Here is a 24,006-nt window from a genome sequence, read left to right as displayed (position 1 = left end):
TCAGCCGCGTTTGAGGCTCCAGTTTGCGCCGTCCGGGCCGTCCTCGACGACGACGCCGGCGGCGGCGAGAGTATCCCGGATGGCGTCCGATGCGGCCCAGTCCTTGCTGGCCCGCGCCTGCGCCCTGGCCGAGAGCTGCGCCTCAACGAGGACGCCAAGTGCGGTGGTGCCCTGTTCATCCGCTGCCGGCGCCGCGGTGTCATTGAGACCAAGGACACGCAGCATGTCGGTGACGCTGGCGAGTGCCGCCCGGGCGGCGTCGAGCTCCCCGGCGGTCAGCGCGGTGTTGCCCGCCCGCACGGTGTCGTGGAGTACCGCCAGGGCCTGCGGGACGTTGAGGTCATCGTCCATCGCGGCGGCGAAGGCGTCCGGGACGGTGCCGTAGCTGGCGAAGCCGACGCTTGCGGGGGTGCCGCCGTCGACGCCGGCGAGGGTCCGGAGAGCGCGGCTGATGAAACCGTCGATGCGTTCCATGGCCGCCGCTGCTTCCTGCAGGGACGTCGGCTGATAGTCCAGCACCGAGCGGTACTGCGCCTGGCCGAGGTAGTAGCGGACCACCCGCGGCGAAGCGAGTTCCAGCATTTCGGCCGGGCTGACGGTGTTGCCGATGGACTTGGACATCTTTTCGCCGGCGTAGGTGACCATGCCGTTGTGCATCCAGAAGTTGGCGAAGCCGTGGCCCGCGGCCTGGGACTGTGCCATCTCGTTTTCGTGGTGCGGGAACCTCAGGTCCAGCCCGCCGCCGTGGATGTCGAACTCGGTGCCGAGGTACTTAGTGACCATGGCGGAGCATTCGAGGTGCCAGCCCGGACGGCCGGCGCCCCACGGCGAGGCCCAGCTTGCCGTCGTCGGCTCCCCGTCCTTGTGGCCCTTCCAGAGGGCGAAGTCGCGCGGGTCCTTCTTCCCCCGGGGGTCGGCGTCCGGGGCCCCCTGCATGTCGTCGAGTTTTTGGCGCGTCAGCGTGCCGTACTTGTTCCAGGAGCGCACGTCGAAGTACACGTCGCCGGAGCCGTCGAGGGCCGGGTAGGCGTGGCCGCGGTCGATCAGCTGCTGGATCAGGGCGTGCATTTCCGGGATGTGGCCGGTGGCGCGCGGCTCATAGGTGGGGCGGGAGACGCCCAGCGTGTCGTAGGCCTTGAGGAATTCCTGCTCGTAGCGGTAGGCCAGCGCCCACCATTCCTCCTCGCGGACGGAGCCCGGCTCGTCCTCAAAGTCGGGGGCGAAGGAATCCGCGGACTTGGCGAGGATCTTGTCGTCGATATCGGTGACGTTGCGGACCGAGGTGACGCGGAATCCGCGGTACTGCAGCCAGCGGGTGAGCTGGTCGAAGGCGATGGCGGAGCGGATGTGCCCGACATGCGGCATGCCCTGCACTGTGGCGCCGCAGTAGTAGAGGCTCACTTTGCCCGGAACCAGGGGGACGAAGTCGCGGACTTCGGCGGATGCAGTGTCATAGAAGCGCAGGGTCACCGCTCCAGATTAGCCGATGGCGTTCGCGCCCCGGGGTCCGGACCGCGCCGGGCTCCTACTTGCAGTACTCGCCGATCTTGTTCATCTGTTCCGCGAGCTGTTTGGTCTGTTCGTCGCTTTTGGCGCCGAGGGACGAACCGGAGACGTCCTTCATGACATCGGCCATCTTCTGGATCGGGGCAGCCACCTCGGGAGCCACCTTGTCCGCGACCTCCTGGTAATGCTTGGAGATCTGTTCCGCCTGCTGCTGCTGGTTGCCGGTGGGAACGAAGGTGTCCTTGTTGAGGAACGCGCAACTGTCCGGGATGCTCATCTTCGGCGTTCCGGCGCAGCCTGTCAGCAGCAGTCCGGCCACAAGTACGACGGCGGGCAGCAGCTTTTTCACGGGGAGTCTCCTGGTGTTGTGCGGAAAGGATCTGCACTCAAGCCTAGGCGACGGGCTCCGAAGACGCCGAGGCGACCGGGTAGACCAGTGCCGTGGCCGTGGCCGCGATGCCTTCGCCGCGGCCGGTGAAGCCCAGGCCGTCGCTGGTGGTGGCCGAGACACTCACGGGAGCTCCCGCCGCCTCGCTCAGGACCCGCTGGGATTCCTCCCGGCGTGGGCCGAACTTGGGCCTGTTGGCCACGAACTGCACGGCGATGTTCCCGATCTCGAAGCCCGCCGCGCGGACGATCCGCGCGGCCTCGGCCAGCAGCGTCACGCCGGAGGCACCGGCGTACTCCGGGCGGTCGGTGCCGAAATGCGTTCCGAGGTCCCCGACGCCGCAGGCGGAGAACAGGGCGTCGGCTGCGGCATGGGCGACGGGGTCGCCGTCGGAGTGGCCGGACAGTCCGCGCTCCCCGTCCCAGAACAACCCGCCGAGCCAGAGCGGCTGGGGCGCGTCCGCGGGGGCGTAGGCATGGACGTCGATGCCGATGCCGGTCCGCGGGATGACGGGCATCGCGGCGTTCTGGGGTCCGGACATGGTCAGCCTTCCACCCAACGGACACCCAGCGGGCCTTCGAGGAGACCCTCGGCAATGATCAGGTCCAGCGGCGTGGTGATCTTCAGCGACTGGCTGGCGCCGCGGACCGCGTGGACGGGGACGCCGAGAAGCTCGACCAGCATGGCGTCGTCCGTGACGGCGGCCGCCTGGCCGTCATCGAAGGAGGCCGCGGCCTCGTGGGCGCGCCGGAGGGTGGCAAGGTCGAAGCCTTGCGGGGTCTGTACGGCCCGCAGGGTCTCCCGGGCTGCGGTGCCGGTGACAAGCTCAGGGGCGATCGCGGCGCCGTCGCCGGTGGTCGGTTCCACCGTCTTGACCGTGTCGACGACGGGAATGGCCGGGATGACGGCCAGGGCTCCGGACGCGAGGGCATGGGATACCCGGTGGAAGACGGCCTCGGGCGTCAGTGCGCGGGCGGCGTCGTGGACCAGGACTGCTTCCGTGGCCGGCAGGAGGGCTGCCAACGCGGCACGGACCGATTCGGAGCGGGTGGCGCCGCCGTCGACAATGGTCACGACCGGGGGCTGACCGGTGCCCCCGGTGTGAGGCGTGCCCGGGTGTTCGGCCTTGAGGGCCTGGGCGAAGTCGTCGCAGAGCGCGTGGAGCTCCCGGTCGCCGGGCGGAATGGCGATGCAGATCTGCTGCGCGATGCCGGCCGCCGCGACGCCGCGCAGGGCGTGGGTGAGGATGGTGTCGCCGCCCAGGGGAACCTTGGCTTTGGGCATCCCGTAGCCCAGGCGCTGGCCGGAGCCGGCGGCCACGACGATGACCGCGGTGACGGGGTATCTCGGTGCAGAGTCCATGCGCACAAGACTACGTCCCAGCGCCAAGGAACACCCCGTTGAGCTATCAGTTCTGGTGCTTCCGGGGCGCTCAGAGCGACCACAAGTGACAGAGCAACCAGGGTGGCGGCGGCCGAAAGAGGGCAAGAAGAAACCCCGGCAGCTGTTACGCCACCGGGGTTCGATTCTTGTCTTTCGACTGTTGCTTAGGAAGCCAGGACCTCGTCGAGAACGCTTGCAGCCTTCTCTTCATCGGTCTTCTCAGCCAGTGCCAGTTCTGAAATCAGAATCTGGCGGGCCTTGGCCAGCATGCGCTTCTCTCCTGCGGAGAGACCCCGATCGTGATCGCGGCGCCACAGGTCGCGGACGACCTCTGCCACCTTGATGACGTCACCGGAAGCAAGCTTCTCCAGGTTTGCCTTGTATCGACGTGACCAGTTGGTGGGCTCTTCAGTGAACTCGGCCCGCAGCACTTCAAACACGTGCTCCAGACCTTCTTTGCCCACTACGTCCCGGACCCCAACCAGGTCAACGTTTTCTGCTGGAACTTCAATGGTCAGATCACCCTGAGCCACCTTGAGCTTGAGATACATCTTCTCTTCGCCCTTGACAGTGCGCATCTTGATTTCTTCAATTTTTGCTGCACCGTGGTGAGGGTAAACTACTGTCTCGCCGACCTCAAAAACCATGTGGACATTCCCCTTTCCCGCAGACCAGTTTATCACGTTTAAGGCATACATCTGCCATGGAACGCACCCAAGAACCGCATGAATACGGGGAAAATGGCCTAAACGGCCCCTCCAGACCCCTTGACGAAAGCGGATATTAGTGCATTGCCGTCCCGTTGCCAAGGGCGCGCGGCTTCCCCGCGAGCGGGCCTCCCGACGCCGGATCCGGCGGCAATGTGCACGGTTATGTGTAAGGCCCGAATCATGGTTTGGCGCGGATTGCCGATAGGCTATGGCTGAAGAATGTTCCAAGACTCTCAAGGAGTGCGTGACGTGGGTTTCACTGCGATGAACCGGGGCCAGCGCGGCAAGCTGGCAATGGCAACGGCTGCACTGGCCATCGGCCTGCTGTCCGTAACAGGCTGCGGCTACATCAACCCCCAGCAGACCACCGAGCATTACGCTGCTTCGGACGGAACGCAGGCCAACGTTGGCCCGCTGCAGCTCCGCAACATGATGATCATCTCCGGCGGCGAGGACAAGCCCGGCCGTGTGATCGGCGCTGTCTACAACTCGTCCTCCGAGGACGTGACGCTGACCATCGTCGGCGCCGCCGGCTCCCAGACCCGGATCCCGGTCAAGCAGAACTCCTACACGCTGCTCAACGATTCCACGGACGAGGCCATCCTGAGCACCACCGGCGGCGCTCCGGGATCCCTCGTCGAGGTCAGCATCACCGAGGACGGAACCAACCAGAACGCCAAGTTCAAGGTTCCGGTACTGGACGGGACGATCTCCGACTACAAGCAGTACCTGCCGGCAGGCAGCGAGCCCACAGGCTCGGCCACGCCGACGTCGACCCCGTCGCCGACGAGCAGCGCAAACCACTAGTTTCCACACAAAAGGAGGGGCACCCGGTTCGGGTGCCCCTCCTTTCGTCTGTGTCGACTTTGTTGGTGCCGGCGTGGGCCGGCTGTGCGCCGCCGGCCGGTTGCTGGTCCTCCGGTTTAGGGGTCGAACTTGTAGCCCAGGCCGCGGACCGTGATCAGGTGCCGGGGCGCCGAGGGGTCCGGCTCGACCTTGCTGCGCAGCCGTTTGACGTGGACATCCAGAGTCTTGGTGTCCCCCACATAGTCCGATCCCCAGACGCGGTCGATCAGCTGCCCGCGGGTCAGGACCCGGCCGGAGTTCCGGAGCAGCATTTCCAGCAGCTCGAATTCCTTCAGCGGGAGGGAGACCGGTTCGCCGCCGACCGTGACCACATGCCGCTCGATGTCCATCCGGACCGGGCCCGCCTGCACGGTGCTGGACACCAGTTCCTCGGGCTCGCCCTGGCGGCGCAGCACGGCCCGGACACGTGCGACCAGTTCCCGGGACGAGTAGGGCTTGGTGACGTAGTCGTCGGCGCCGAGTTCCAGCCCCACCACTTTGTCGATCTCCGCGTCCTTCGCCGTCAACATGATGACCGGGACAGACGAGCGCTGCCGCAGTTGCCGGCAGACCTCGGTGCCCGACTGTCCGGGCAACTGCAGGTCCAGCAGCACCAGGTCGGCGCCATTGCGGTCGAATTCGGTGATGGCGTCAATTCCGTTGTCCACCACCTCCACCTCGAACCCTTCCTTGCCCAACAGATAGGACAAAGGGTCGCTGAACGACTCTTCGTCCTCGACAACTAGAATCCTGCTCAAGCGGTAGCTCCTTGCTCATGGGCGCCTGCGGCGTCATGTCGTATGGGTCGTTGGTTCTGGGACGGGCTGTGGTCCGCGGGAGGGGCGGCCACGCGGGCCGCCGGGCCGCGCGCCTCGGCAACGCCGTCGTCCTGGCCTTCCAGCTCCGGAAGCCGGATGGTGAAGGTGGAGCCTTGGCCGGGCTGCGACCAGAGGGTCACCTCGCCGCCGTGATTGGCGACCACGTGCTTGACGATGCTCAGGCCGAGGCCGGTGCCGCCGGTATGGCGGGACCGTGCGGCGTCCACGCGGTAGAAGCGTTCAAAGACGCGTTCCTGGTCCTCCGGGCTGAGCCCTCCGCCCTGGTCCGTCACGGACACGGCCACGAGGCCGTCCTTGGACCGGATGCCGATCCCGACGCGGGTGTTTTCCGGGGAGTAGCGGATGGCGTTGTCGATCAGATTGCGCAGCGCCGTCACCAGCTGGTCCTGGTCGCCGTAGACCATGGCGTCCGCATGCCCGCCGACGACGAGGTCGATGGCTTTGCTTTCCGCCGGTAGCTGGGACCGGTCCACCGCCTCGGTGACGACAGTATTGATGTCCACCGCCCGTCCCTGCTGCGCGACGTTGGCGCCCTGCAGCCGGGAGAGTTCGATGATGTCCTGCACCAGGGCGGCGAGCCGGGCGGACTCCTTGTGGGTGCGTTTGGCGAAGCGGCGCACGGCCTCCGGGTCGTCCGCAGAGGACTCAAGCGCCTCCGCCAGCAACGATATGGCCCCGACCGGGGTTTTTAGTTCGTGGGAGACGTTGGCAACGAAGTCGTTCCGGACTTCCTCGGTGCGGGTGACCTCGGTCCGGTCGTCGGCGAGCAGGAGGATGTATTCCTCCGCGATCACGGCCGCCCGCACCTGGACCACGATGGTGCCCTGTCCCAGCGGACCACGCGGCAGTTCGAGGAGCCGTTCGAGGATGACGCCGTCACGCCGCACTTTGGCCGTCATCTCCAGCAGCTGCTGGTGGACGAGGGTGTGGCCGCGCACCAGACCGTAGGCGTAGGCAGCTGGGCTGGCCCGGACGACGCCGTCGATCGCGTCCACCACCACAAAGGCGCGGCCGACGGCGGCGAGCACCTCGGCGGCTCCGTCGGGAAGGGAGGGATCCTCGAACTCCACGTCGACGAGTTTGCGCTGCTGCTCGCTGACCCGGAACGCGAGCACGCCGAAGACGCCAAGCGACAGGCCGATCAGGCCGGCGATCACGCCGATGAGCATTGGATCCACGGCTCCAGCTTATGCTCTGGCCTGCGTCAGAAACTGAAATCTCCCGCTATTCGCGCTTCGGTTCAGCTAACGTTCACCTATTGGGGCGTAACAGTTCACCGGACGCTGGAACACTTGACAGTTGGAGCGCCGAGAGGTGACCGAAATGGGCCCGCCACTGCTGGTGGCTGGCAATATTTCCGAGGAAAGGACGCACACGTGCGCAAGGTTTTTCAGGAAGAGCTCGCCCAAGTGGGGGAACAGCTCGTCGAAATCTCGAAGCTGGTCAGTGAGGCCATCGGGAAAGCAACGACTGCCTTCGAAGGCGCGGACATCGATCTGGCCGAGGATGTCATCGCGGCCGACGCGCGGATCGACTTCCTGCAGAACAGCCTGGACGAGCGTGCCATCGACATCCTCGCCCTGCAGGGTCCCGTGGCCAGCGATCTGCGGATGATCGTGGGCTCCCTCCGGATGAGCGCATCGCTGGAGCGGATGGGCGACCTCGCCCGCCACCTCGCCCAGCTCGCGCGCCTCCGCTACCCTGCAACCGTGGTTCCCGCCCAGCTGCACGAGACCTTCAAGAGCTTCGCCGCGTACGACCTGCTGATCGCCGAGAAGCTCACCGTGCTGCTGGAAACCCGGGATCTTGAAGTGGCCCGGGACATCATGAAGGCCAACACCGCCGTGAACGATCTGCACCTGAGCGTGTTCCAGGCGATCGCCCGCAGCGACTGGCAGGAATCCCCCGCCACGACCGTCGACGTCGCGCTGGCCAGCCGCTACTTCGAGCGCTTCGCGGACCACGGCGTCTCCGTCGCGCAGAAGGTCACCTACCTGGTCACCGGCGCCTGGCAGCCGAACGGCATCGAGCACAGCTAGGCGTAAACTCTCCGGCCCTGAGCGCCGGTCCATAAAACGTACGACGCCGGCCGGTCACCTTGGGGTGACCGGCCGGCGTCGTTAATTCCGTGTGGAGGCGGGTTACTTCTTGCCCTGGTTCGCGACGGCCTGGATGGCCTCGGCCGCGGCCTCGGGATCGAGGTAGGTGCCGCCGGGGTTCAGCGGCTTGAAGTTCTCGTCCAGGTCGTAGACCAGCGGGATGCCGGTGGGGATGTTCAGCCCGGCGATGGCTTCGTCGCTGATGCCGTCGAGGTGCTTGACGAGGGCGCGCAACGAGTTGCCGTGGGCCGTGACCAGGACAGTCTTGCCGGCCTTGAGGTCTTCCTTGATGTCCGATTCCCAGTAGGGCAGCAGACGGACCAGGACGTCCTTGAGGCATTCGGTGCGAGGCAGCGCGTCGCCGAGGTCCGCGTAGCGCGGATCGTGGGCCTGGGAGAACTCGGAGTCGTCGTCCAGGGGCGGCGGCGGGGTGTCGTAGGACCGGCGCCAGTTCATGAACTGCTCTTCGCCGTATTCGGCCAGCGTCTGGGCCTTGTCTTTGCCCTGCAGGGCGCCGTAGTGGCGCTCGTTGAGCCGCCAGTCCCGCTTGACCGGGATCCAGCCGCGGTCGGCCTTGTCCAGGGTCATGTTGGCGGTGTTGATGGCCCGCTTCAGCAGGGAGGTGTACAGGATGTCCGGGAGGATGTTGTTCTCCACGAGAAGCTCGCCGCCGCGGATCGCCTCGGCCCGGCCCTGGTCGTTGAGGTCAACGTCCACCCAGCCGGTGAACAGGTTCTTGGCGTTCCATTCGCTGTGGCCGTGGCGCAGCAGAATCAGCTTATAAGTCATGGTTTTTATCCTAGCGGAGCGGTCCCGGGCGGTGCCGTGCGTTACATCACGGGCCCCCGACCGCAACGCAGGGTCACTCCGCGCCCGTTGCGGGACGCCCGCGTCGGAGGATCCGTTGGAGGATAGGGTGGGCTGGTGGTGCAGAAGGCTGAGCGGGTGGCGCCCCCGCGGAATCAGAGCGTGGCAACACGCGGCGTGGCGAAAAGCGGACCCCGCGCCGGCAGACCGGTGGGCAACATTACCCGCGGCACCACCAACCCCAACCGGATGCGGCGGCTGGACCGCTGGCTGACCGGGCCGCAGGCCTGGCGGCTGCGCGGGGCGGCCGATCCCCTGGTAGTGGATCTGGGCTACGGCGCGTCCCCGGCCACCGCCGTCGAACTCTTTGAACGGCTGTCCGTGGTCCGGCCCGATGTGCGGGTGGTCGGCGTCGAAATCGAGCCCGAGCGGGTCCGGCTGGCCAAGGAACTGGAACGGCCCGGACTCAGCTTCCAGTTGGGCGGTTTCGAACTGCCGGTTGCCGGCCGCCCCGTCCTGGTGCGGGCGTTCAATGTGCTGCGGCAGTACGAGGAAGCCGACGTCGCCGCGATCTGGCGGCTGGTGCAAGGCCGGCTGGCGCCGGGCGGGCTGTTCATTGACGGCACGTGCGACGAGATCGGCCGCCGGGTGACGTGGGTGGCGCTGGACGCCGAGCGGCCGCTGAGCCTGAGCCTGTCCATGCGGTTCGGCAGTTTCGTGGCGCCCTCAGACGTGGCCGAGCGGCTGCCGAAGGCGCTTATCCACCGAAACATCCCGGGCGAGAACATCCACGCATTCCTGCAGGCCATGGACCAGGCCTGGCTGGAGGCGGCGCCGCTGGCGTCGTTCGGGAACCGGCAGCGCTGGACGGCCATGTGCCGGGCACTGCGCGACGGCGGCTGGCCGGTCCTGGACGGCCCGTCCCGGTGGCGGCTGGGCGAACTGACGGTCGGCTGGGACGCGGTTGCGCCGGGGTAAAGTGCCGGGTGGGCCCACGCCGGCAGGGTTCCTGAACGAGCTTGCGAGCTTAGGGTGCCGGGTTACGTCACCAGGGGCCGTAGGGGCCCATGTTGCGGCTCCCGCCGCGGCCGGCGTCTTTGACGGCCGGGCGGACGTCGGCAAGGTAGACGGACGCTGCCGTCACTGCGACGAGGCCGAACAGTCCCAGCGGGCCCAAGAGGCCTCCGCCTCCGCCGCCCAGGAGGGACAGCAGGCCCACGGCCATGGCGCCGCCGGTGACGGCCAGCCAGAACGTCTTGGTGCGCTTGGACACCGCTTCGAAGGCGTTCGCCTTGTGCCGCAGGCAGTCAAAGAACGCCCACACCTCGAGGGCGAGGGCTACGAGGGCCAGGAGAAAATAGATCCCTGTTTCGACATAGTAAATAAGCGCTCTTCCGTCCATCCCCCCAGCCTAACTGCCCAACGTGGCCAGGGCCTGCTCCAAATCGGCCCAAAGGTCCTCGACGTTTTCGATCCCGACGCTCATCCGGACCAGGTTGTCCGGCACACTGGCCGGCTCGGCGGTGTGGCGGCGCCGCCGTTCGATCAAGGACTCCACGCCGCCCAGTGAGGTGGCGGGCAGCCAAAGCTTCAGGGCACGGATCATCCGGTCCGCCGCGTCGGCTCCGCTGAGGCTGCCCGTGCCGGTGCCGCCGCTGTTGTTTCCGCTGCTGGCGATCGGGGCCATTTCAATGCACAGCACCGAGCCGAAACCCTTCATCTGGCTTTTCGCCCGCTCGTGGCCGGGGTCCGAGGGGAGTCCCGGGAACCGGATGCTGCCTACCCGCGGGTGCGCGCTCAGCCGCTCGGCCAGCACCGCCGCCGAGGCCTGCGACCGCTCGACCCGCAGGGCCAGGGTGCGCAGTCCGCGCAGCGCCAGCCAGGCCTCGAAGGGTCCCGCGATGCCGCCGTGGATGGTGCGGTGGTGCAGCAGCGAGGCGCGGAGTCCGGCGTCGGACGTCACCAGGGCGCCCAGCACGACGTCGGAGTGGCCGGAGAGGTACTTCGTCACCGAATGCAGGACGACGTCGGAACCCAGCGCCAGCGGCTGCTGCACCAGAGGGGTGGAGAAGGTGTTGTCGGTGACGACGACGGCGCCCGCCGCGTGCGCGGCGGCCGTCAGCGCACGGATGTCCGCGACGCCCAGCATCGGGTTGGTAGGGCTCTCCAGCCAGAGCATGCTGGCGGCCCGCCCGTCCGCCGGCGCGAGCTGCGCCAGGACGGCGTCGGTGTCCGCAATGTCTACCGTCCGCAGTTCCAGGAAGCCTTTTTCGGCAAGTTCCGTGGCCATCACCAGGGAGCCTGCGTAGCTGTGGGACGGCATGACCAGGACTCCCCCGGCGGGAACCAGGGACAGGGCCGAACTGACGGCGGCGAGGCCGGAGGCGTAGAGCAGGCCCGGGAGCGTGGCGCCTTCGAGCTGGCTGAGGGCTTCCTCGAACGGGTCCCAGGTGGGGTTGGAATACCGCCCGTAGCCGCGGTCGCCGTCGCCCAGCGGTCCCGTGCCGAAGTAGGTCGAGGAGAGCACCAGCGGAGGGTTGACCGGCGCATCGCGTTCACGCGGCGGCCGGCCCGCCGCCACTACGACTGTTTCTGCGGAGAGCGCGGCTGCCTGTTCTTCGGAAAGACTCATGGTCACAGGGTACTTCGGCGCCCCGCAGGGCACCCAAGGCGTTACGTCGGCCGCGTTCCTGTCAGGGATTGTCGGTAGGCTAGAAGGGTGACCACCCAGAACCCCGGACTGTTTATTGCCTTCGAAGGCGGCGACGGCGCAGGCAAGTCCACGCAGGCAGCCGAGCTGGCCGCGGCCCTTGAGTCGCGCGGCCTCACAGTGCGGCGGACCCGGGAGCCGGGCGGCACTCCGATCGGCGAGAAGCTGCGCTCCCTGGTCCTGGACCACGGCCACGGCCACATCGACGCGCACACCGAAGCCCTGATCTTCGCGGCGTCCCGCGCCGCCCATGCCAGCCAGGTCATCCGCCCCGCCCTCGAACGCGGCGAGATTGTCCTCACCGACCGCTACATCGACTCCTCGGTGGCCTACCAGGGCGCCGGCCGCGACCTCGGCACCGACGCCGTCCGGGACATCAACCACTGGGCAACCTCCGGTCTGCAGCCGGACCTTACCGTGCTGCTCGACGTCGACCCCGAAGTCGGCCGCCGCCGCCGCACGGCAGGCGACGCGGCCGAGGACCGGCTGGAATCAGAGGCCGATGAATTCCACGCCAGAATCCGGACCGCGTTCCTCAATCTCGCCGCCGCCCGGCCCGAGCAGTACCTCGTCCTCGCCGCACACCTCCCGGTCGATCAGCTGGCCGCCCGGATCCTCGAGAGGGTGGAATCCCTGCTGCCCCTTCACCGCGGAGTGAAATCATGAGCGTCTGGGACGACCTCCAGGGCCAGCCCGCCGTCGTCGATCAATTGCGCCAGGCGGCCCAGGGTGAGGGCCTGACCCATGCCTGGCTTTTCACCGGCCCGCCGGGGTCCGGCCGGTCCAACGCGGCGAAGGCCTTTGCCGCCGCGTTGAACTGCGACCAGGAAGAGGTCAGCCTGCGCGGCTGCGGCGAATGCGCGGCGTGCCTGACGATCGTGGGCGAGACCCATTCCGATGTGGCCTTTGTGCGCACCGAAAAGGTCACCATCACCATTGATGAGGCCCGCGACCTGGTCTCCACTGCCGGGAACCGGCCCTCCTCGGCGCGCTGGCGCATCATCGTGGTGGAGGACGCGGACCGGATGGCGGAACGCACCACCAATGTGCTGCTCAAGGCGATCGAGGAACCGACCCCCCGGACCATCTGGATGCTCTGCGCGCCCTCCCCCGCCGACGTCCTGGTCACCATCCGCTCCCGCTGCCGCCCGGTAGCGTTGCGGCTTCCGCCCGCGGCCGACGTCGCGGCCCTGCTGGTCAAGCGCGACGGCATCGACCCGGCCGTCGCCGAACGAGCTGCCCGGGCCGCGCAAAGCCATGTCGGGATCGCCCGCCGCCTGGCCCGTGATCCCGAAGCCCGCGAGCGGCGGCTCGAAACAGTACGGTTCCCCCTGGGCCTGCGGGGCGTCACCGCCGCGGTGCTGATGGCCGACAAACTCGTCAAGATCGCCACCGAGGAAGCCAACAGCTCCAACGACGAGCGCGACGCCGCCGAGAAAACCGCCTTGCTCGCCACCCTCGGAGCACCCGAAACCGGCACTCTGCCGCCGGCCATGCGCGGCCAGGTCAAACAGCTCGAGGACGACCAGAAGCGCCGCGCCAAGCGTTCGGTGACCGACTCCCTCGACCGCACGCTGACCGACCTGCTGTCTTTCTACCGGGATGTGCTCATCATCCAGATGGGGAACGCCGTGGAACTGGTCAACGTTGAACTCAGGAGTGAACTCGTTGAGTTTGCCCGCCACTCCTCCGCAGAAACCACCCTTGCCCGCATGGATGCCATCAACAAGGCCCGCAAACGGATCACGACCTCCAACGTGGCCCCGCTGCTGACCATCGAGTCCATGGCCGCCAGCCTCATCTGAGAAACCATCCAGTGAACCAGTCCCCGGTGAACCGACCCTCCGCCCCGCCCCGTCCGCCCGCCCCGCGGGAAGCGGCAGCCCCTCCGCTCCGATCCTCCAAGGAGAACCGTATGAAGTCTGCACGAGCAGTGTCCGCAAGGTCCCGATCCATAACGATCGGCCTGCGGGCAGCCGGTGCCATGGCCCTGGCCCTGGTGCTCTCCTCGTGCACCCTCTTCGGCGGCGACAGCGGGGCGAAGAGCCCCAGCACACCGAATCCTGAGATCGCCGACGCCGCACCCGCCGAGCTCCGCAGCTACTACACGCAGCAAGTCGAGTGGGTCCCGTGCGAGTCAGACTTCACGTGCGCCAAGATCAAGGTCCCGCTGGACTACAGCAAACCGGACGGAGACAGCATCGAAATCGCGGCGCTCAAACTGTCCACCAAGAGCAACAGCAAGAAGGGCAGCCTGCTGGTCAACCCCGGCGGCCCCGGCGGCTCCGGCTACGACTTCGTCCGCGACGCCGGCTCCACCAACATCTCGGAAAAGGTCCGCACCAACTACGACATCGTCGGTTTCGATCCGCGCGGCGTGAATCGCTCCGCCCCGGTCACGTGCCTCACCGACCAGGAGCGCGACGCCTCCCGGGCGAAAGCCTATGCACTTGACACGGACGCCGGGCTGGCCGAGGCCCTCGCGGACAACAAAGCCATCGCCGCCAAGTGCGCGGAAAAGACCGGCCCCGTGCTCGGCCACATCGATACTGCCAGTGCGGCCAAGGATCTCGACATTCTGCGCGGCGTGCTGAATGACAGCAAGCTCAACTACCTCGGCTACTCCTACGGCACCTTCCTCGGCGCCACCTACGCCTCGCTGTTCCCGGACAACGTTGGCAGGATGGTCCTCGACGGCGCGATGGATCCGTCGCTGAGCTACGAGGAGCTGACGAGCGGACAGGCGAAGGCGTTCGAGAAGGCCATCATGGCCTACGTAACGCATTGTCTCGACAACAGCGGCTGTCCGCTCAGCGGCACCCCGGAGGAAGCCGTCGGCCAGATCCAGGAAGTCATCAAGGCCGTGGAGGCGGACCCGAGGTCCGCGAAGGACGGGCGGATAGTCAACGCCTCCATGTTCGTCAGCGGCTTCATCCTGCCGTTCTACAACGATGACAACTGGCCCTTGCTGACCCAGGCCCTGGGCAGCGCGCTCAAGGGTGACGTGTCGCCGATGCTCCGGCTCGCCGACTTCGGCGCGGACCGGGAGCCGAACGGCAAGTACACCGCGAATTCGACCTTTGCCTTCGGTGCCATCAACTGCCTGGACTACCCCATGGTCACGGATCCGGGCGGGATGCGCGCGGACGAGCAGCAACTCCGCCAGGCCTCCCCCACCCTTGGCTACTACTTCGCCTACGGTGGCACCAACTGCAAGGACTGGCCGTACCAAAGCGTCCGGACCCCGGCACCGGCGGACTACAAGGGTTCCACCGACATCGTCGTGATCGGCACGACGGGCGACCCGGCCACCCCGGTGGAATGGGCCAGCGAGCTGCGCAAGCAGCTGGGAACAGCCGCGCTGCTGACGTGGAAGGGCGAGGGCCACACGGCCTACGGCCGCTCCAACGACTGCATCGGCGATGCCGTGGACAGCTACCTGGTGGACGGCAAAACCCCGGCTGACAACACCGTCTGCTGAGGCGTCCGCCACTCATTTTGACCCGGGCCGGAGGACTCTACTACAGTTATCTCTGGCATGAAGCGCCCGGGTCATCCGGACAGTTCATGCGGTTGCTTCCTTAGCTCAGTTGGTAGAGCGTCTCACTCGTAATGAGAAGGTCGCCAGTTCGATTCTGGCAGGAAGCTCTGATCTTCAAGTATCGGCCCCGCGCAGTCGTCGGGGCCGTTTCTTTTGCCCGCTTTGGGCCCGTGGCTGCGGTCCGGGGGCAGTTTGACCCGGACACGCCGTGAACGCCCGGCCCGAGGGCTGAAATCCCCTTCAAAGTGGCCCCGGACAGCGAGCTGTATTGTCCGGGGCTTCCATCGATGCGGGGTTGGCAGGGCCCGGCAGCAGCAGGAACGCCGCGCCAGGACCGGGGCCCAACCCTCCCGCTGAGTCAACCCGCCGCCAGGGCAAACCCACCGCGGCGACTTCGGCTGGTGTCCGGCCGGTCTGCCGCCAACGCTCCCCGCCAGGGTCCCCGCCCGGCGCCCTCCGCGCCCCTACGATGGATCGGGTGAAGACCACAAAAGGGGCCAGCTACACCATCATGGCCGCGTTGATGCTGGCATCCGCGCCCCTGATCCTCGCATTGCCGGCCACCGGCGCCCCCTGTGGCCCCGTCGGAGGAATCGTGCCGGGGCTGATCTGCCCGCCGCCCACTGGCCGTCCGGATCCCACGGCAACTCCTGTCCCGACAGCCAGCGCCACCGGCGTGCCGGTCTCCCCCAAGGCCCCGCCCGGAACGGCCCCAGCCCCGCGCCCCTCAACAGTTCCTGCTCCAACGGGCACCCAGGCTGCAGCGCCCACCGCCGGCCCCGGCGCCCCGCCGCCGGCCGGGGTTCCGACTGCCACTGCCACTGCCTCCCCCGCCGATCCCAGCACGGCAACCCCGGCTCCGACGGCGACGGCCCCGTCAGCACCGGCCCCGTCGGAGTCTGAGCGTTCCCTGGCTGCAGAGTCGCCAGCCTCCGGGGATCTGGATGGCCGCAGCGTCGCCGGCGCACTCCTGCTGGCACTCGGCGGCCTGCTGGTCATCGCGTGGGTATTCCTGGACATCCGTACGTCCGCCTGACAGCAAGCGCGCCTCCCGGGCCCTTGTCCTGCCGCGCTCCGTCCGCGAGCCTTGGGAAATGAACCGGCCCCATCGAAGTTCCACAGCCCGCGGGCGGGCCACAGGGACTGCACCTGCCAGGGCGCACCGGCGCGTGCTGTGGGGCCCGGTGATCGGGCTGGGACTCGTCAGCCTGGCCGCCGACGTCGTCTCCGACGGCGCCCGGCCGCTGGCTGGCCCCCTGCTCGCCCAGCTGGGTGCCTCCGCGCTGGTGGTCGGTTTGGTGACGGGCGCCGCCGAGGCTGCGGCGCAGGGACTCCGGCTGGTGTTCGGCCCCTGGGCGGACCGCACCCGCAAATACTGGACGTTCACGCTGGCCGGCTATGCCCTGACCGCGGTCTGCGTGCCCCTGCTCGCCGTCGCACCCCTGGCCGGAACTTCCGGGCTGGTTCTGGCGTCTGTGCTGATCATCGGGGACCGGATCGGAAAAGCCGTCCGCAGCCCGGCCAAGACGGTGTTGCTGGCCGCGGTCGCCAAGCCGGTCGGCCGGGGCCGCGGCTTCGCTGTCCACAAGTCCCTCGACCTGGTCGGGGCCCTGCTCGGGCCCCTCCTGGTCGCCGCGGTCCTCACGGCCACCGGGAACCTCTCGGCCGCGTTCGCGGTGCTGTCCATTCCTGCGGCCGCGACCATGTTCCTGCTGTTCTGGCTACGTCGCCGGATCCCCGATCCCGGAACCAGCCTGCAGGCGGCGGCCCCTGCCGGCCAACCCCGCGAAACCGCCGTCGATCCGGCCGCCCGGCGCGTGGCAGGCCGTCCGGCGTCGTTGTTTACCGGGAGCTTTGTCCTGTTCGCTGCCGCCGCGTTCTGCTGGAGCGCCGGCCTGGTTGCGTTCGGTGTCATCTCCTTCCACCTCACGACGACGGCGGCCGTTCCGGTGTCCGTGGTCGCGCTGCTTTACGCGGCTGCGATGGCGGCGGGTGCACTGGGCGCCCTTGCCAGCGGCGTCCTCTACGACCGGTCCGGGGCCTGGGTGCTCCTGTCTATTCCCGTGCTGACCGCCGCAGTGCCGGTGCTGGCCCTGTCCCCGGCGGCCGGGCTGGCGGTCACCGGGGTCCTCGCCTGGGGCATCGCACTGGGCATCCAGGACTCCACCGTCAAGGCGCTGCTCGCGGACCTGGTGCCGGAACACCGCCAGGGAACGGCGTACGGCGTCTTCGCTGCGTTTCAAGGGGCCGGGGCGCTGGCGGGCGGGGCCCTTTATGGCGCTCTCTATGAAAACCGTCCGCTGCTGATCGTTTCGGTGGCGGTCCTGCAGTTGCTCGCGTTCGTGGTGCTGGTTGCCGCCCTGCGCGGGATGCGCAGTCCCTAGCGGCAGCCGTCAAGCCGGGGTCCGGCGTCGTTCTCCCGTCCGGAGGGTGTCAGGGTCGACGTCGGGCGTGTGCCGGGCGTCCGCGGCGCCGCTGATCGGCGCGACCAATGGACGGTGTTAACGGGCCCAGACGGAGGCCGCGCCGGAATGGCCCGTGATGATGCTCTGGTAGATGAAGAAGGCCCCCGCTGCCGCCGCGAGAACCAGGAGGGTCATCCGAACGGCGGGGTTCGTCCGCAGGCGGCCCAGGAAGGAGAAGTGCCGGCCGATGGGGTCATAGCCCGCGATCAGCGCCGCGGCGACCACCACGAAGAAGACCACGGATACGGCCTTGAGCACGTCCCCTTGCTCCGCATGTTCCCGGATCAGGGCGGACGCGGGTCGGGTCTCCTCCAGCTGTTCCCCTGCCTGTGCGGTGAGCAGGGACAGGGGAACCAGGCCCAGGGACAGCACCCCCAGGGGCCAGGCCAGCTGGCTGCGCCAGCGGGGCACGGCTGCAAACACGATGGCGGCCAGGCCGGCGATCGGCGCCAGCACCACAACAGCATGGATGAGCAGGATGTGGGCCGGGAGCCCGGCAATTTCGATCATGAGTGCCTTCCCTCTCCGAGAAAGATCCGGTGGCGGCGGCGTTGCCTGGGCCGGGCTTCTATGATTCTTGCATGGGAGAGCACGGGCTGGCGGAAGTTGCGGCACAGCTCTATGCCCTGCCGTTCGACGATTTCGTCGCAGCGCGGACCGCCGCCGCCAAAGACGCGGCCGCCGCGAAAGAGCGGCGGCCCCTCGCCGCTGAAGTGCGTTCCCTCCCCAAGCCGTCCGTCGCGGCGTGGACGGTGAACATGCTTGCCGCCCGCCGCCCGGAGGCCCTCCGCGAGCTCGCCGGGCTGGGGCAGTCGATGCGGGCCGCGCAGTCCTCCCTCGATGCCACGGAACTCCGCCGGCTCGGACAGGAACGACGCCAGCTGCTGAGCGGCGCGGTGAAGGCAGCGCAGGAAGTCGCCGGAGAGCTGGGCCGGAAGATCAGCCCAGCGATCGCGGCGGAGGTGGAAGCAACGCTGCGTGCGGCGACAGCCGATGCGGGGGCCGCAGCCGCCGTGCAGTCCGGGCGCCTCCTCCGGGCCCTGTCGGCCGACGGCGTCGACGTCGTGGATCTTTCGGGTGCGGTTGCGGTGCCCGGCCTCGTGGTTCCGGCAACACCGGGTCCCGCGCCCAGCTCATCCGAGGCGGTGCCGCCCGGAACCACGCGCCCGAAAAAAGCTGAGCAGCCCCGCCTGCGGGCCGTCCGCCCCGAACCCCGGAAAACCACTCCCTCAGCGCTGGAACGGGCCAGGAAACTGCAAAAGGACGCCGAAGAGGACGCCGGAGCGGCCGCGGAGAAAGCCCGACAGGGCGACGAGGAACTCGCCTCGCTGACTGCCCTGGCCGCGGAACTCTCCGACTCGGTACGCAGGCTGCGCGAGGAGCTGGCCCAGCGCGAACAGGAACTCAAAGCCGCCGGGAAACGGCGCGAACTGGCCGTTGCCGAGGCCCAGCAGGCAGCACGGGCGGCGGAAAGGGCGAGGCGCGCCGCGGACCTTGCCCGGGAACGAGTGCTGCGGCTTGGCAACACGCCGGACCCATGAGCTCATAGTGTCGGAGGCCGGCTGCACACTTAATTCATGGAAACCAAGCAGTACTTTGAAGTCACGTATCTGGACACGGACTGCGGCCGCATCCGCGCCGAGGCTTTCGATGACGTTGCGGACGCCGAACGGTTCGCCAGCCGCCAGGCCGCCGACGAGCACGGCTGGGCCATCATCGACGCGGTGCCGGTGCGGGAAAGCCGGCAGGCCGCCTAGCCGGATCCACGATTTTCACCGGGCAGGAGAAAGGCCCCCACCCTGGCGGGTGAGGGCCCTGCTCCGGCTAAGCGGGTGGCTTAGGCGAAGTCGGAGACTGCCGGGTCCGGGCCGATGCGGCCGGCGCCCTCGGCCGAGTTGTCCAGGCCGTTGATGGCCTGCACATCGGTCTCGTCCAGGGTGACATCCAGGGCCGCGTAGTTCTCGCGGATGCGGGATTCGGTCACGGACTTGGGGATGACAACGTTGCCGATGGCCAGGTGCCAGGCGATGACCACCTGCGCCGGGGTGGCGCCGTGCTTGGCCGCGATCTGGCCGATAACGGCGCTCTCCAGCAGCTCGCCGCCCTGGCCCAGCGGTGACCAGGCCTGGGTGAGGATGCCCTTGGAGGCGTTGAATTCGCGCAGCTCGGCCTGGTTGAAGAAGGGGTGAAGTTCAACCTGGTTGATGGCCGGCACGACGCCGGTCTCGTCAATCAGGCGCTGCAGGCCTTCCTTGGTGAAGTTGGAAACGCCGATGGTCTTGACGCGGCCCTGCTTCTGCAGCTCGATGAGGGCCTTCCAGGTGTCCACGTACTTGTCCTGCTTGGGCTGCATCCAGTGGATCAGGTACAGGTCCAGCGTTTCCAGGCCCAGGCGCTCCATGGATTCTTCGAAGGCCTTCACCGTGGACTCGTAACCCTGGTCGGCGTTCCACAGCTTGGTGGTGATGAAGATGTCCTCGGGCGTGAGGCCCGATCGCTCGATCGCACGTCCCACCCCTGCCTCGTTGCCGTAGATCTTGGCGGTGTCGATGTGGCGGAACCCGGCTTCGAACGCCTGGGCAACCACCTTCTCTGCGACGTCGTCTTCAACCTGCCACACTCCGTAGCCAAGCTGGGGAATGGTGTTGCCGTCATTGAAAGTCAGTACCGGTGAGAAAGTCATCAGGCCATCCTGCCAACGCCGGCCCCGGACCGCCAGCGCAAAGGGCGCAGCTAAGCTAGGCGCTTAACCGGGAATTTCCGCCGGGAGACAGCAATGGCGCGGACGCCTCAGCCTGCCGCGGCCGCCTCGGCAAGCCTGCGTTCGGCGTCGTTGACCTGCTCCAGCACCGATGCGGCCCGGCGCCGGACCGACTCCGCACCGGCCGGGACGGGACCGACGGCGAGGCGGAGCATCGCAGCTGCTTCGGCCGTCGTCGCCAGGGAGTTGCCGGCCGTGGACAGGGCGCGGTGGACGCCGGCCAGTGTCCCCGGGATATCGAGTCCATCGCTGGGCGCGCGGCGCTGGGCCTCCAAGCAGACCTGCCGGACCCGCCCGGAGAGTGCGGACAGCTCATTGGCGATCTCCAGGAGCTCGCCATAGAGGGCATCGTCCTCAACCCCTTCAAGGACCTGGTGGTAGCGGTCGAGGCCCCGGGTGAAGCGGTCGTTCGCCCGCCGCCAGAGGCCCTTGCCGAGTTCGGCGTCGTCTTTCCGCCCCTGCCGGGCGGTGCTGAAGAATCCCAAGGGTGCCCTACAGGTACTGGCCGGGGCCGTGGTCCGGGTCCGCGGGTACGGGGGCCTGCGAGGGATCCTCGCCGGGCCTCCGCGCAGCGGCCCGCTGAGGCTCGCCGTTCTCGCCAATAATGACGCCGGGTGCGATCACCGTTCCGGGCGGCAGCTGGCGGAGCTGGGCGGCATGATCCCGGGCGGCATGCTGGGCTGCGAGGGCGGTCTGGATGCCGTGGAAAAGTCCCTCCAGCCAGCCGACCAGCTGGGCCTGGGCGATCCGCAGCTCAGCGTCCGACGGCGTCCCGTCCGCGGGGAAGGGCAGGGTGATCCGTTCCAGCTCCTCAACGAGTGCCGGCGCGAGACCGTCTTCCAGTTCCTTGATGGAGCGTTTATGGATGCCGGCCAGCCGTGCCCGCGCCGCGTCGTCGAGCGGGGCGGACTTCACTTCGTCCAGGAGCTGCTTCATCATGGTGCCGATCCGCATCACCTTCGCAGGTTCGTCAACGAGATCCTGGAGCTGGCTGGGCTTGGGCCGCGCAGGCACAGCGGGCACCCCGGACCGTGCCGGGTGTCCTGGTCCACGAGTCCGGTCCGGCTGCCCCGGCTCGTTCCGCTCCCTTGTCCCCTGTCCGTCGTGGCCAGGGGTATGGGGGTTCAGGGTGGCGCCTTCGATGGGGGCGTCGTCGGCGGGCTGAGTGTCGTGCGGATCGCTCATGGCTTCATACTCTCACGAGCCCGGAGCCGCGCCGGGGGGCCGCCCCGGACGGCACTCTTCGGCGCATCATGTGGCGCAACAAAGGCCCGGACAAGGTCCAGGCAAACAGCCAACACACAGCAGAGGGCGGCGGCAACGCTGATCAGCCGGAGCCGGTCAGCAGCACCGGCCCTGCGGGTTGGCGTCCTGGCGGTCCGTCTGGTCCCGCCAGAACTCCCGCTCGGTCATCGGCGGGGAGCCGTGGCCGGCTTCGGCGTGGTGTGCCAGGTACTTCGCGTACGCGTCCGCACCCATCACTCCGCCCAGATACCGGGAGAATCCCCGGAAGCCCGCAACTATTGCGTTCATGTTTGCCTCTGCCTTAGTGGTGGCCGGCTTTTTCGGCCCGCTTGTCCGCCGGCAGTTGATTCCACTGCGCCATGAGCTCACGCTCGGACGACGTGGGACCGGGGCCCGCCGGGGCGAAGACACGGGACGGCAGCGCCGGATCCTCATTGTCTGTGTTGATCATGCCGGCCTTGGCGTTGCGGAACGCCTTGTACGTGGCGATCAGCGCCGTCGTGATGACGATGATGCTGAGCACCACGAAGATGACCGAGAGCCAGCCCTGGATCGCGGTGTTGCGGATCACGGCCTCCATGGCGGGAACGGTTTTCGCCGCACCGAAGGAGGTTTTGCCCTCCGCGAGGGCCTCGGAAAAGGCTCTGTTGTTGGCGAAGTAGCCAACCGCCGGGGTGGAGGAGAAGATCTTCTGGTAGCTGGCCGTGATGGTCACGACGGACACGAAGGCCATCGGAACCGCCACGATCCAGAGGAACTTGAAGGAGCCCCGCTTCGCTGCGATGGCGAGGCAGACGGACAATGCGATGGCGGCGAGCAGCTGGTTGGCGATGCCGAACAGCGGGAACAGCGTGTTGATGCCGCCCAGCGGATCCGTGACGCCCATCAGCAGCACGGCGCCCCAGGCAGCGACCATGACGGCGGTGGCGAGCCAGGCGCCGGGACGCCAGGAGTGCTCCTTGAACTTCGGGACGAAGTTGCCGATCGAGTCCTGCAGCATGAACCTGGCAACGCGCGTGCCGGCGTCGACCGCGGTGAGGATGAACAGGGCCTCGAACATGATGGCGAAGTGGTACCAGAAGCTCATCATGGCGGTGCCGCCGATGAACTGCTGCATGATGTGGGCCAGTCCGACGGCGAGGGTCGGGGCGCCGCCGGTGCGGGAAACGATGCTGGCCTCGCCGACGTTGGCAGCCGTCTCGGCGAGCATGTTCGGGGTGATGTTCACGCCGGACAGTCCCAGGCTGTTGACCCAGGCGGCCGCGGTTTCCACTGTTCCGCCAGTCAGGGCGGCCGGGGCGTTCATCGCGAAGTAGAGCCCGCGGTCGATGGAGATCGCCGCGACGAGGGCCATGATGGCCACGAAGGACTCCATGAGCATGCCGCCGTACCCGATGTACCGGGTCTGGCGTTCCTTTTCGATCAGCTTCGGTGTGGTGCCGGAGGCAATCAGGGCGTGGAATCCCGACAGGGCGCCACAGGCGATGGTGACGAAGAGGAACGGGAACAGCGCTCCCGGGAAGACGGGCCCGTTGTCGCGGCTGGCGTACTCGCTGAAGGCCGGGACCGAGATTTCCGGACGGACCACGATGACGGCCAGGGCCAGCATCACGATGACGCCGATCTTCATGAAGGTGGAGAGGTAGTCACGCGGAGCCAGGAGGAGCCAGACCGGCAGGATCGCGGCGACGAAGCCGTAGATGATGAGGGCCCAGGCGATGGTGACCTTGTCCAGCGTGAAGAGGGCGTGGCCCCATTCGGTGGCCGCGACGGCGCCGCCGCCGATGATGGCGGCCATGAGGAGCACGAAGCCGATCAGGGAGACTTCCATGATCTTGCCGGGGCGGATGAAGCGCAGGTATACGCCCATAAAGAGGGCGATCGGGATGGTCATGCCGACGGAGAAGACACCCCAGGGGCTTTCAGCCAGGGCGTTGACGACGACGAGGGCAAGGATGGCGACGATGATCACCATGATCAGCAGGGTGGCGACCAGCGCGGCGGTGCCGCCGATGACGCCGAGTTCCTCGCGGGCCATCTGGCCCAGGGAGCGTCCGCCACGGCGCATGGAGAAGAACATCACGACGTAGTCCTGGACGGCACCGGCGAACACGACGCCGATGATGATCCAGATGGTGCCCGGGAGGTAGCCCATCTGGGCTGCGAGGATCGGGCCTACCAGGGGTCCGGCGCCGGCGATGGCGGCGAAGTGGTGACCGAAGAGGACGTTGCGGTCCGTGCGGACATAGTCCTTGCCGTCTGCCTTGTACTCCGCGGGCGTGGCCCGGCGGTCGTTCGGCTTAAGCAGGTAGCGCTCGATGACCTTGGAGTAGAAGCGGTAGCCGATCAGGTAGGTGCACACCGCGGCGAACACGAACCAGATGGCATTGACCGTTTCACCGCGGACGATCGCGAGCATGAACCATGCCACGGCGCCCAGCAGGGAGATTCCCACCCAGATCGCGATCTTGGTGGGCGTCCATTTGCGCTCCTCCGTCTCGCGCACTGTCACGTCCACGGCTGTGGGCGGCAGAGCCGGGTCCGGCGTAATGCCGTCCTCGACCATTAAGTTCTTTGGCTTGCCATCTGGCATTGTGCCCATGTCTCCTCCTTGAGAAACCCCAACCGGGCAAATCCACTCGACAGATGTGCCCCAAGGCACCCTACCAACGGCGGGGATGCCTGGATATGCCCTTGCGCCAGGCG

At 67.8% G+C, this 24,006-nt stretch carries 26 protein-coding genes and 1 tRNA gene; 11 read left to right on the top strand and 16 right to left on the bottom strand.

The annotated features are described in order from the left end of the window. The 5 genes from cysS to AC1DF4_RS14485 form a co-directional block, all read right to left on the bottom strand. Positions 1-1,470, bottom strand: a complete 1,470-nt coding sequence (gene cysS, locus AC1DF4_RS14505; RefSeq protein WP_476913531.1) for a cysteine--tRNA ligase — start codon at positions 1,468-1,470, stop codon at positions 1-3. A 55-nt stretch (positions 1,471-1,525) separates the two neighbouring features. Next, on the bottom strand, positions 1,526-1,855 hold the full coding sequence (locus tag AC1DF4_RS14500; RefSeq protein ID WP_441406781.1) for a hypothetical protein: 330 nt from the start codon (positions 1,853-1,855) through the stop codon (positions 1,526-1,528). A 43-nt stretch (positions 1,856-1,898) separates the two neighbouring features. Further along, the gene (gene ispF / locus AC1DF4_RS14495; RefSeq protein ID WP_476913530.1) at positions 1,899-2,435 is read right to left on the bottom strand and encodes a 2-C-methyl-D-erythritol 2,4-cyclodiphosphate synthase; all 537 of its coding nucleotides are present in this window, start codon (positions 2,433-2,435) and stop codon (positions 1,899-1,901) included. A 2-nt stretch (positions 2,436-2,437) separates the two neighbouring features. Then, complete coding sequence (gene ispD / locus AC1DF4_RS14490; RefSeq protein ID WP_476913529.1) at positions 2,438-3,256, bottom strand: 2-C-methyl-D-erythritol 4-phosphate cytidylyltransferase; 819 nt, start codon at positions 3,254-3,256, stop codon at positions 2,438-2,440. A gap of 185 nt (positions 3,257-3,441) precedes the next feature. Beyond that, positions 3,442-3,924: a CarD family transcriptional regulator gene (locus tag AC1DF4_RS14485; protein WP_024367191.1), complete on the bottom strand. Its 483-nt coding sequence runs from the start codon at positions 3,922-3,924 to the stop codon at positions 3,442-3,444. Between the two features lie 327 nt (positions 3,925-4,251). Here AC1DF4_RS14485 and AC1DF4_RS14480 point away from each other — a divergent pair, with 327 nt between their 5' ends. Next, entirely contained in the window at positions 4,252-4,794 is a 543-nt protein-coding gene (locus tag AC1DF4_RS14480) for a hypothetical protein (protein ID WP_476913544.1), read from the top strand. Between the two features lie 116 nt (positions 4,795-4,910). On the opposite strand, the gene AC1DF4_RS14475 is transcribed toward AC1DF4_RS14480, so the two are convergent. Together AC1DF4_RS14475 and AC1DF4_RS14470 are read right to left on the bottom strand one after the other, a co-directional pair. Further along, a complete protein-coding gene (locus AC1DF4_RS14475; RefSeq protein WP_441406784.1) occupies positions 4,911-5,591 on the bottom strand; it encodes a winged helix-turn-helix domain-containing protein in 681 nt (226 codons plus the stop codon). Then, positions 5,588-6,841: a sensor histidine kinase gene (locus AC1DF4_RS14470; RefSeq protein WP_476866131.1), complete on the bottom strand. Its 1,254-nt coding sequence runs from the start codon at positions 6,839-6,841 to the stop codon at positions 5,588-5,590. Before AC1DF4_RS14470 ends, AC1DF4_RS14475 begins: the two co-directional genes overlap by 4 nt. Before the next feature lie 207 nt (positions 6,842-7,048). Between AC1DF4_RS14470 and phoU the strand changes: the two genes are divergently transcribed. After that, a complete protein-coding gene (gene phoU, locus AC1DF4_RS14465; RefSeq protein WP_224048561.1) occupies positions 7,049-7,711 on the top strand; it encodes a phosphate signaling complex protein PhoU in 663 nt (220 codons plus the stop codon). A gap of 102 nt (positions 7,712-7,813) precedes the next feature. On the opposite strand, the gene AC1DF4_RS14460 is transcribed toward phoU, so the two are convergent. Next, complete coding sequence (locus AC1DF4_RS14460; RefSeq protein WP_476913528.1) at positions 7,814-8,560, bottom strand: phosphoglyceromutase; 747 nt, start codon at positions 8,558-8,560, stop codon at positions 7,814-7,816. 135 nt (positions 8,561-8,695) lie between these two features. Between AC1DF4_RS14460 and AC1DF4_RS14455 the strand changes: the two genes are divergently transcribed. After that, positions 8,696-9,556, top strand: coding sequence for a class I SAM-dependent methyltransferase (locus AC1DF4_RS14455; protein WP_476913527.1), 861 nt, complete (start codon positions 8,696-8,698; stop codon positions 9,554-9,556). Between the two features lie 67 nt (positions 9,557-9,623). Here the strand turns inward: AC1DF4_RS14455 and AC1DF4_RS14450 are convergent, their stop codons facing one another. Together AC1DF4_RS14450 and AC1DF4_RS14445 are read right to left on the bottom strand one after the other, a co-directional pair. After that, complete coding sequence (locus AC1DF4_RS14450) at positions 9,624-9,980, bottom strand: DUF2516 family protein (protein ID WP_346927364.1); 357 nt, start codon at positions 9,978-9,980, stop codon at positions 9,624-9,626. Between the two features lie 9 nt (positions 9,981-9,989). Then, a complete protein-coding gene (locus AC1DF4_RS14445) occupies positions 9,990-11,210 on the bottom strand; it encodes a trans-sulfuration enzyme family protein (RefSeq protein WP_476913526.1) in 1,221 nt (406 codons plus the stop codon). Between the two features lie 87 nt (positions 11,211-11,297). Between AC1DF4_RS14445 and tmk the strand changes: the two genes are divergently transcribed. The 6 genes from tmk (at position 11,298) to AC1DF4_RS14415 (ending at position 17,213) form a co-directional block, all read left to right on the top strand. Then, entirely contained in the window at positions 11,298-11,954 is a 657-nt protein-coding gene (gene tmk, locus AC1DF4_RS14440) for a dTMP kinase (protein ID WP_476913525.1), read from the top strand. Continuing rightward, complete coding sequence (locus tag AC1DF4_RS14435; protein WP_476913524.1) at positions 11,951-13,093, top strand: DNA polymerase III subunit delta'; 1,143 nt, start codon at positions 11,951-11,953, stop codon at positions 13,091-13,093. Before tmk ends, AC1DF4_RS14435 begins: the two co-directional genes overlap by 4 nt. Before the next feature lie 110 nt (positions 13,094-13,203). Continuing rightward, positions 13,204-14,769: an alpha/beta hydrolase gene (locus tag AC1DF4_RS14430; RefSeq protein WP_476913523.1), complete on the top strand. Its 1,566-nt coding sequence runs from the start codon at positions 13,204-13,206 to the stop codon at positions 14,767-14,769. A 94-nt stretch (positions 14,770-14,863) separates the two neighbouring features. After that, positions 14,864-14,936: transfer RNA gene (locus AC1DF4_RS14425), tRNA-Thr, on the top strand. Positions 14,937-15,307: 371 nt separating this feature from the next. Further along, positions 15,308-15,865, top strand: coding sequence for a hypothetical protein (locus tag AC1DF4_RS14420; protein WP_476913522.1), 558 nt, complete (start codon positions 15,308-15,310; stop codon positions 15,863-15,865). Positions 15,866-15,923: 58 nt separating this feature from the next. Then, a complete protein-coding gene (locus AC1DF4_RS14415) occupies positions 15,924-17,213 on the top strand; it encodes an MFS transporter (protein ID WP_476913521.1) in 1,290 nt (429 codons plus the stop codon). A 117-nt stretch (positions 17,214-17,330) separates the two neighbouring features. Here AC1DF4_RS14415 and AC1DF4_RS14410 read toward each other — a convergent pair whose 3' ends face one another. Continuing rightward, positions 17,331-17,804: a hypothetical protein gene (locus AC1DF4_RS14410; RefSeq protein ID WP_476913520.1), complete on the bottom strand. Its 474-nt coding sequence runs from the start codon at positions 17,802-17,804 to the stop codon at positions 17,331-17,333. Positions 17,805-17,875: 71 nt separating this feature from the next. Here AC1DF4_RS14410 and AC1DF4_RS14405 point away from each other — a divergent pair, with 71 nt between their 5' ends. Both AC1DF4_RS14405 and AC1DF4_RS14400 read left to right on the top strand, forming a co-directional pair. Continuing rightward, positions 17,876-18,835, top strand: coding sequence for a hypothetical protein (locus AC1DF4_RS14405; RefSeq protein WP_476913519.1), 960 nt, complete (start codon positions 17,876-17,878; stop codon positions 18,833-18,835). A gap of 36 nt (positions 18,836-18,871) precedes the next feature. Beyond that, positions 18,872-19,051, top strand: coding sequence for a hypothetical protein (locus tag AC1DF4_RS14400; protein ID WP_476913518.1), 180 nt, complete (start codon positions 18,872-18,874; stop codon positions 19,049-19,051). Between the two features lie 80 nt (positions 19,052-19,131). Here the strand turns inward: AC1DF4_RS14400 and AC1DF4_RS14395 are convergent, their stop codons facing one another. The 5 genes from AC1DF4_RS14395 to AC1DF4_RS14375 form a co-directional block, all read right to left on the bottom strand. Then, a complete protein-coding gene (locus tag AC1DF4_RS14395; RefSeq protein ID WP_476913517.1) occupies positions 19,132-19,977 on the bottom strand; it encodes an aldo/keto reductase in 846 nt (281 codons plus the stop codon). A gap of 107 nt (positions 19,978-20,084) precedes the next feature. Beyond that, positions 20,085-20,540, bottom strand: a complete 456-nt coding sequence (locus tag AC1DF4_RS14390; protein WP_476913516.1) for a hypothetical protein — start codon at positions 20,538-20,540, stop codon at positions 20,085-20,087. A 7-nt stretch (positions 20,541-20,547) separates the two neighbouring features. Continuing rightward, positions 20,548-21,240 carry a bacterial proteasome activator family protein gene (locus AC1DF4_RS14385; RefSeq protein ID WP_476913515.1) on the bottom strand — a complete coding sequence of 231 codons (693 nt, stop codon included), beginning with the start codon at positions 21,238-21,240 and terminating at the stop codon, positions 20,548-20,550. A 156-nt stretch (positions 21,241-21,396) separates the two neighbouring features. Continuing rightward, positions 21,397-21,588 (bottom strand): YbdD/YjiX family protein, encoded by a 192-nt coding sequence (locus AC1DF4_RS14380; protein ID WP_441406799.1) that lies wholly within the window; start codon positions 21,586-21,588, stop codon positions 21,397-21,399. 13 nt (positions 21,589-21,601) lie between these two features. Then, positions 21,602-23,902, bottom strand: coding sequence for a carbon starvation CstA family protein (locus tag AC1DF4_RS14375; protein ID WP_476913514.1), 2,301 nt, complete (start codon positions 23,900-23,902; stop codon positions 21,602-21,604). Between the last annotated feature and the right edge of the window lie 104 nt (positions 23,903-24,006).

The organism is Arthrobacter sp. 05N429 (assembly GCF_056397045.1).
Note: the sequence above shows the minus strand (reverse complement) of the source record. Positions and strands in the feature narration are given on the sequence as shown.

Excerpts from the sequence above, each read along its gene's own strand:
- AC1DF4_RS14460 (WP_476913528.1), bottom strand. The coding sequence starts at position 8,560 with ATGACTTATAAGCTGATTCTGCTGCGCCACGGCCACAGCGAATGGAAC.
- AC1DF4_RS14375 (WP_476913514.1), bottom strand. The coding sequence starts at position 23,902 with ATGGGCACAATGCCAGATGGCAAGCCAAAGAACTTAATGGTCGAGGAC.
- AC1DF4_RS14470 (WP_476866131.1), bottom strand. The coding sequence starts at position 6,841 with ATGCTCATCGGCGTGATCGCCGGCCTGATCGGCCTGTCGCTTGGCGTC.
- AC1DF4_RS14395 (WP_476913517.1), bottom strand. The coding sequence starts at position 19,977 with ATGACTTTCTCACCGGTACTGACTTTCAATGACGGCAACACCATTCCC.
- AC1DF4_RS14410 (WP_476913520.1), bottom strand. The coding sequence starts at position 17,804 with ATGATCGAAATTGCCGGGCTCCCGGCCCACATCCTGCTCATCCATGCT.
- AC1DF4_RS14380 (WP_441406799.1), bottom strand. The coding sequence starts at position 21,588 with ATGAACGCAATAGTTGCGGGCTTCCGGGGATTCTCCCGGTATCTGGGC.
- AC1DF4_RS14485 (WP_024367191.1), bottom strand. The coding sequence starts at position 3,924 with ATGGTTTTTGAGGTCGGCGAGACAGTAGTTTACCCTCACCACGGTGCA.
- AC1DF4_RS14435 (WP_476913524.1), top strand. The coding sequence starts at position 11,951 with ATGAGCGTCTGGGACGACCTCCAGGGCCAGCCCGCCGTCGTCGATCAA.
- AC1DF4_RS14405 (WP_476913519.1), top strand. The coding sequence starts at position 17,876 with ATGGGAGAGCACGGGCTGGCGGAAGTTGCGGCACAGCTCTATGCCCTG.
- AC1DF4_RS14415 (WP_476913521.1), top strand. The coding sequence starts at position 15,924 with ATGAACCGGCCCCATCGAAGTTCCACAGCCCGCGGGCGGGCCACAGGG.
- AC1DF4_RS14445 (WP_476913526.1), bottom strand. The coding sequence starts at position 11,210 with ATGAGTCTTTCCGAAGAACAGGCAGCCGCGCTCTCCGCAGAAACAGTC.
- AC1DF4_RS14400 (WP_476913518.1), top strand. The coding sequence starts at position 18,872 with ATGGAAACCAAGCAGTACTTTGAAGTCACGTATCTGGACACGGACTGC.
- AC1DF4_RS14385 (WP_476913515.1), bottom strand. The coding sequence starts at position 21,240 with ATGAGCGATCCGCACGACACTCAGCCCGCCGACGACGCCCCCATCGAA.
- AC1DF4_RS14450 (WP_346927364.1), bottom strand. The coding sequence starts at position 9,980 with ATGGACGGAAGAGCGCTTATTTACTATGTCGAAACAGGGATCTATTTT.
- AC1DF4_RS14430 (WP_476913523.1), top strand. The coding sequence starts at position 13,204 with ATGAAGTCTGCACGAGCAGTGTCCGCAAGGTCCCGATCCATAACGATC.
- AC1DF4_RS14480 (WP_476913544.1), top strand. The coding sequence starts at position 4,252 with ATGAACCGGGGCCAGCGCGGCAAGCTGGCAATGGCAACGGCTGCACTG.
- ispF (WP_476913530.1), bottom strand. The coding sequence starts at position 2,435 with ATGTCCGGACCCCAGAACGCCGCGATGCCCGTCATCCCGCGGACCGGC.
- ispD (WP_476913529.1), bottom strand. The coding sequence starts at position 3,256 with ATGGACTCTGCACCGAGATACCCCGTCACCGCGGTCATCGTCGTGGCC.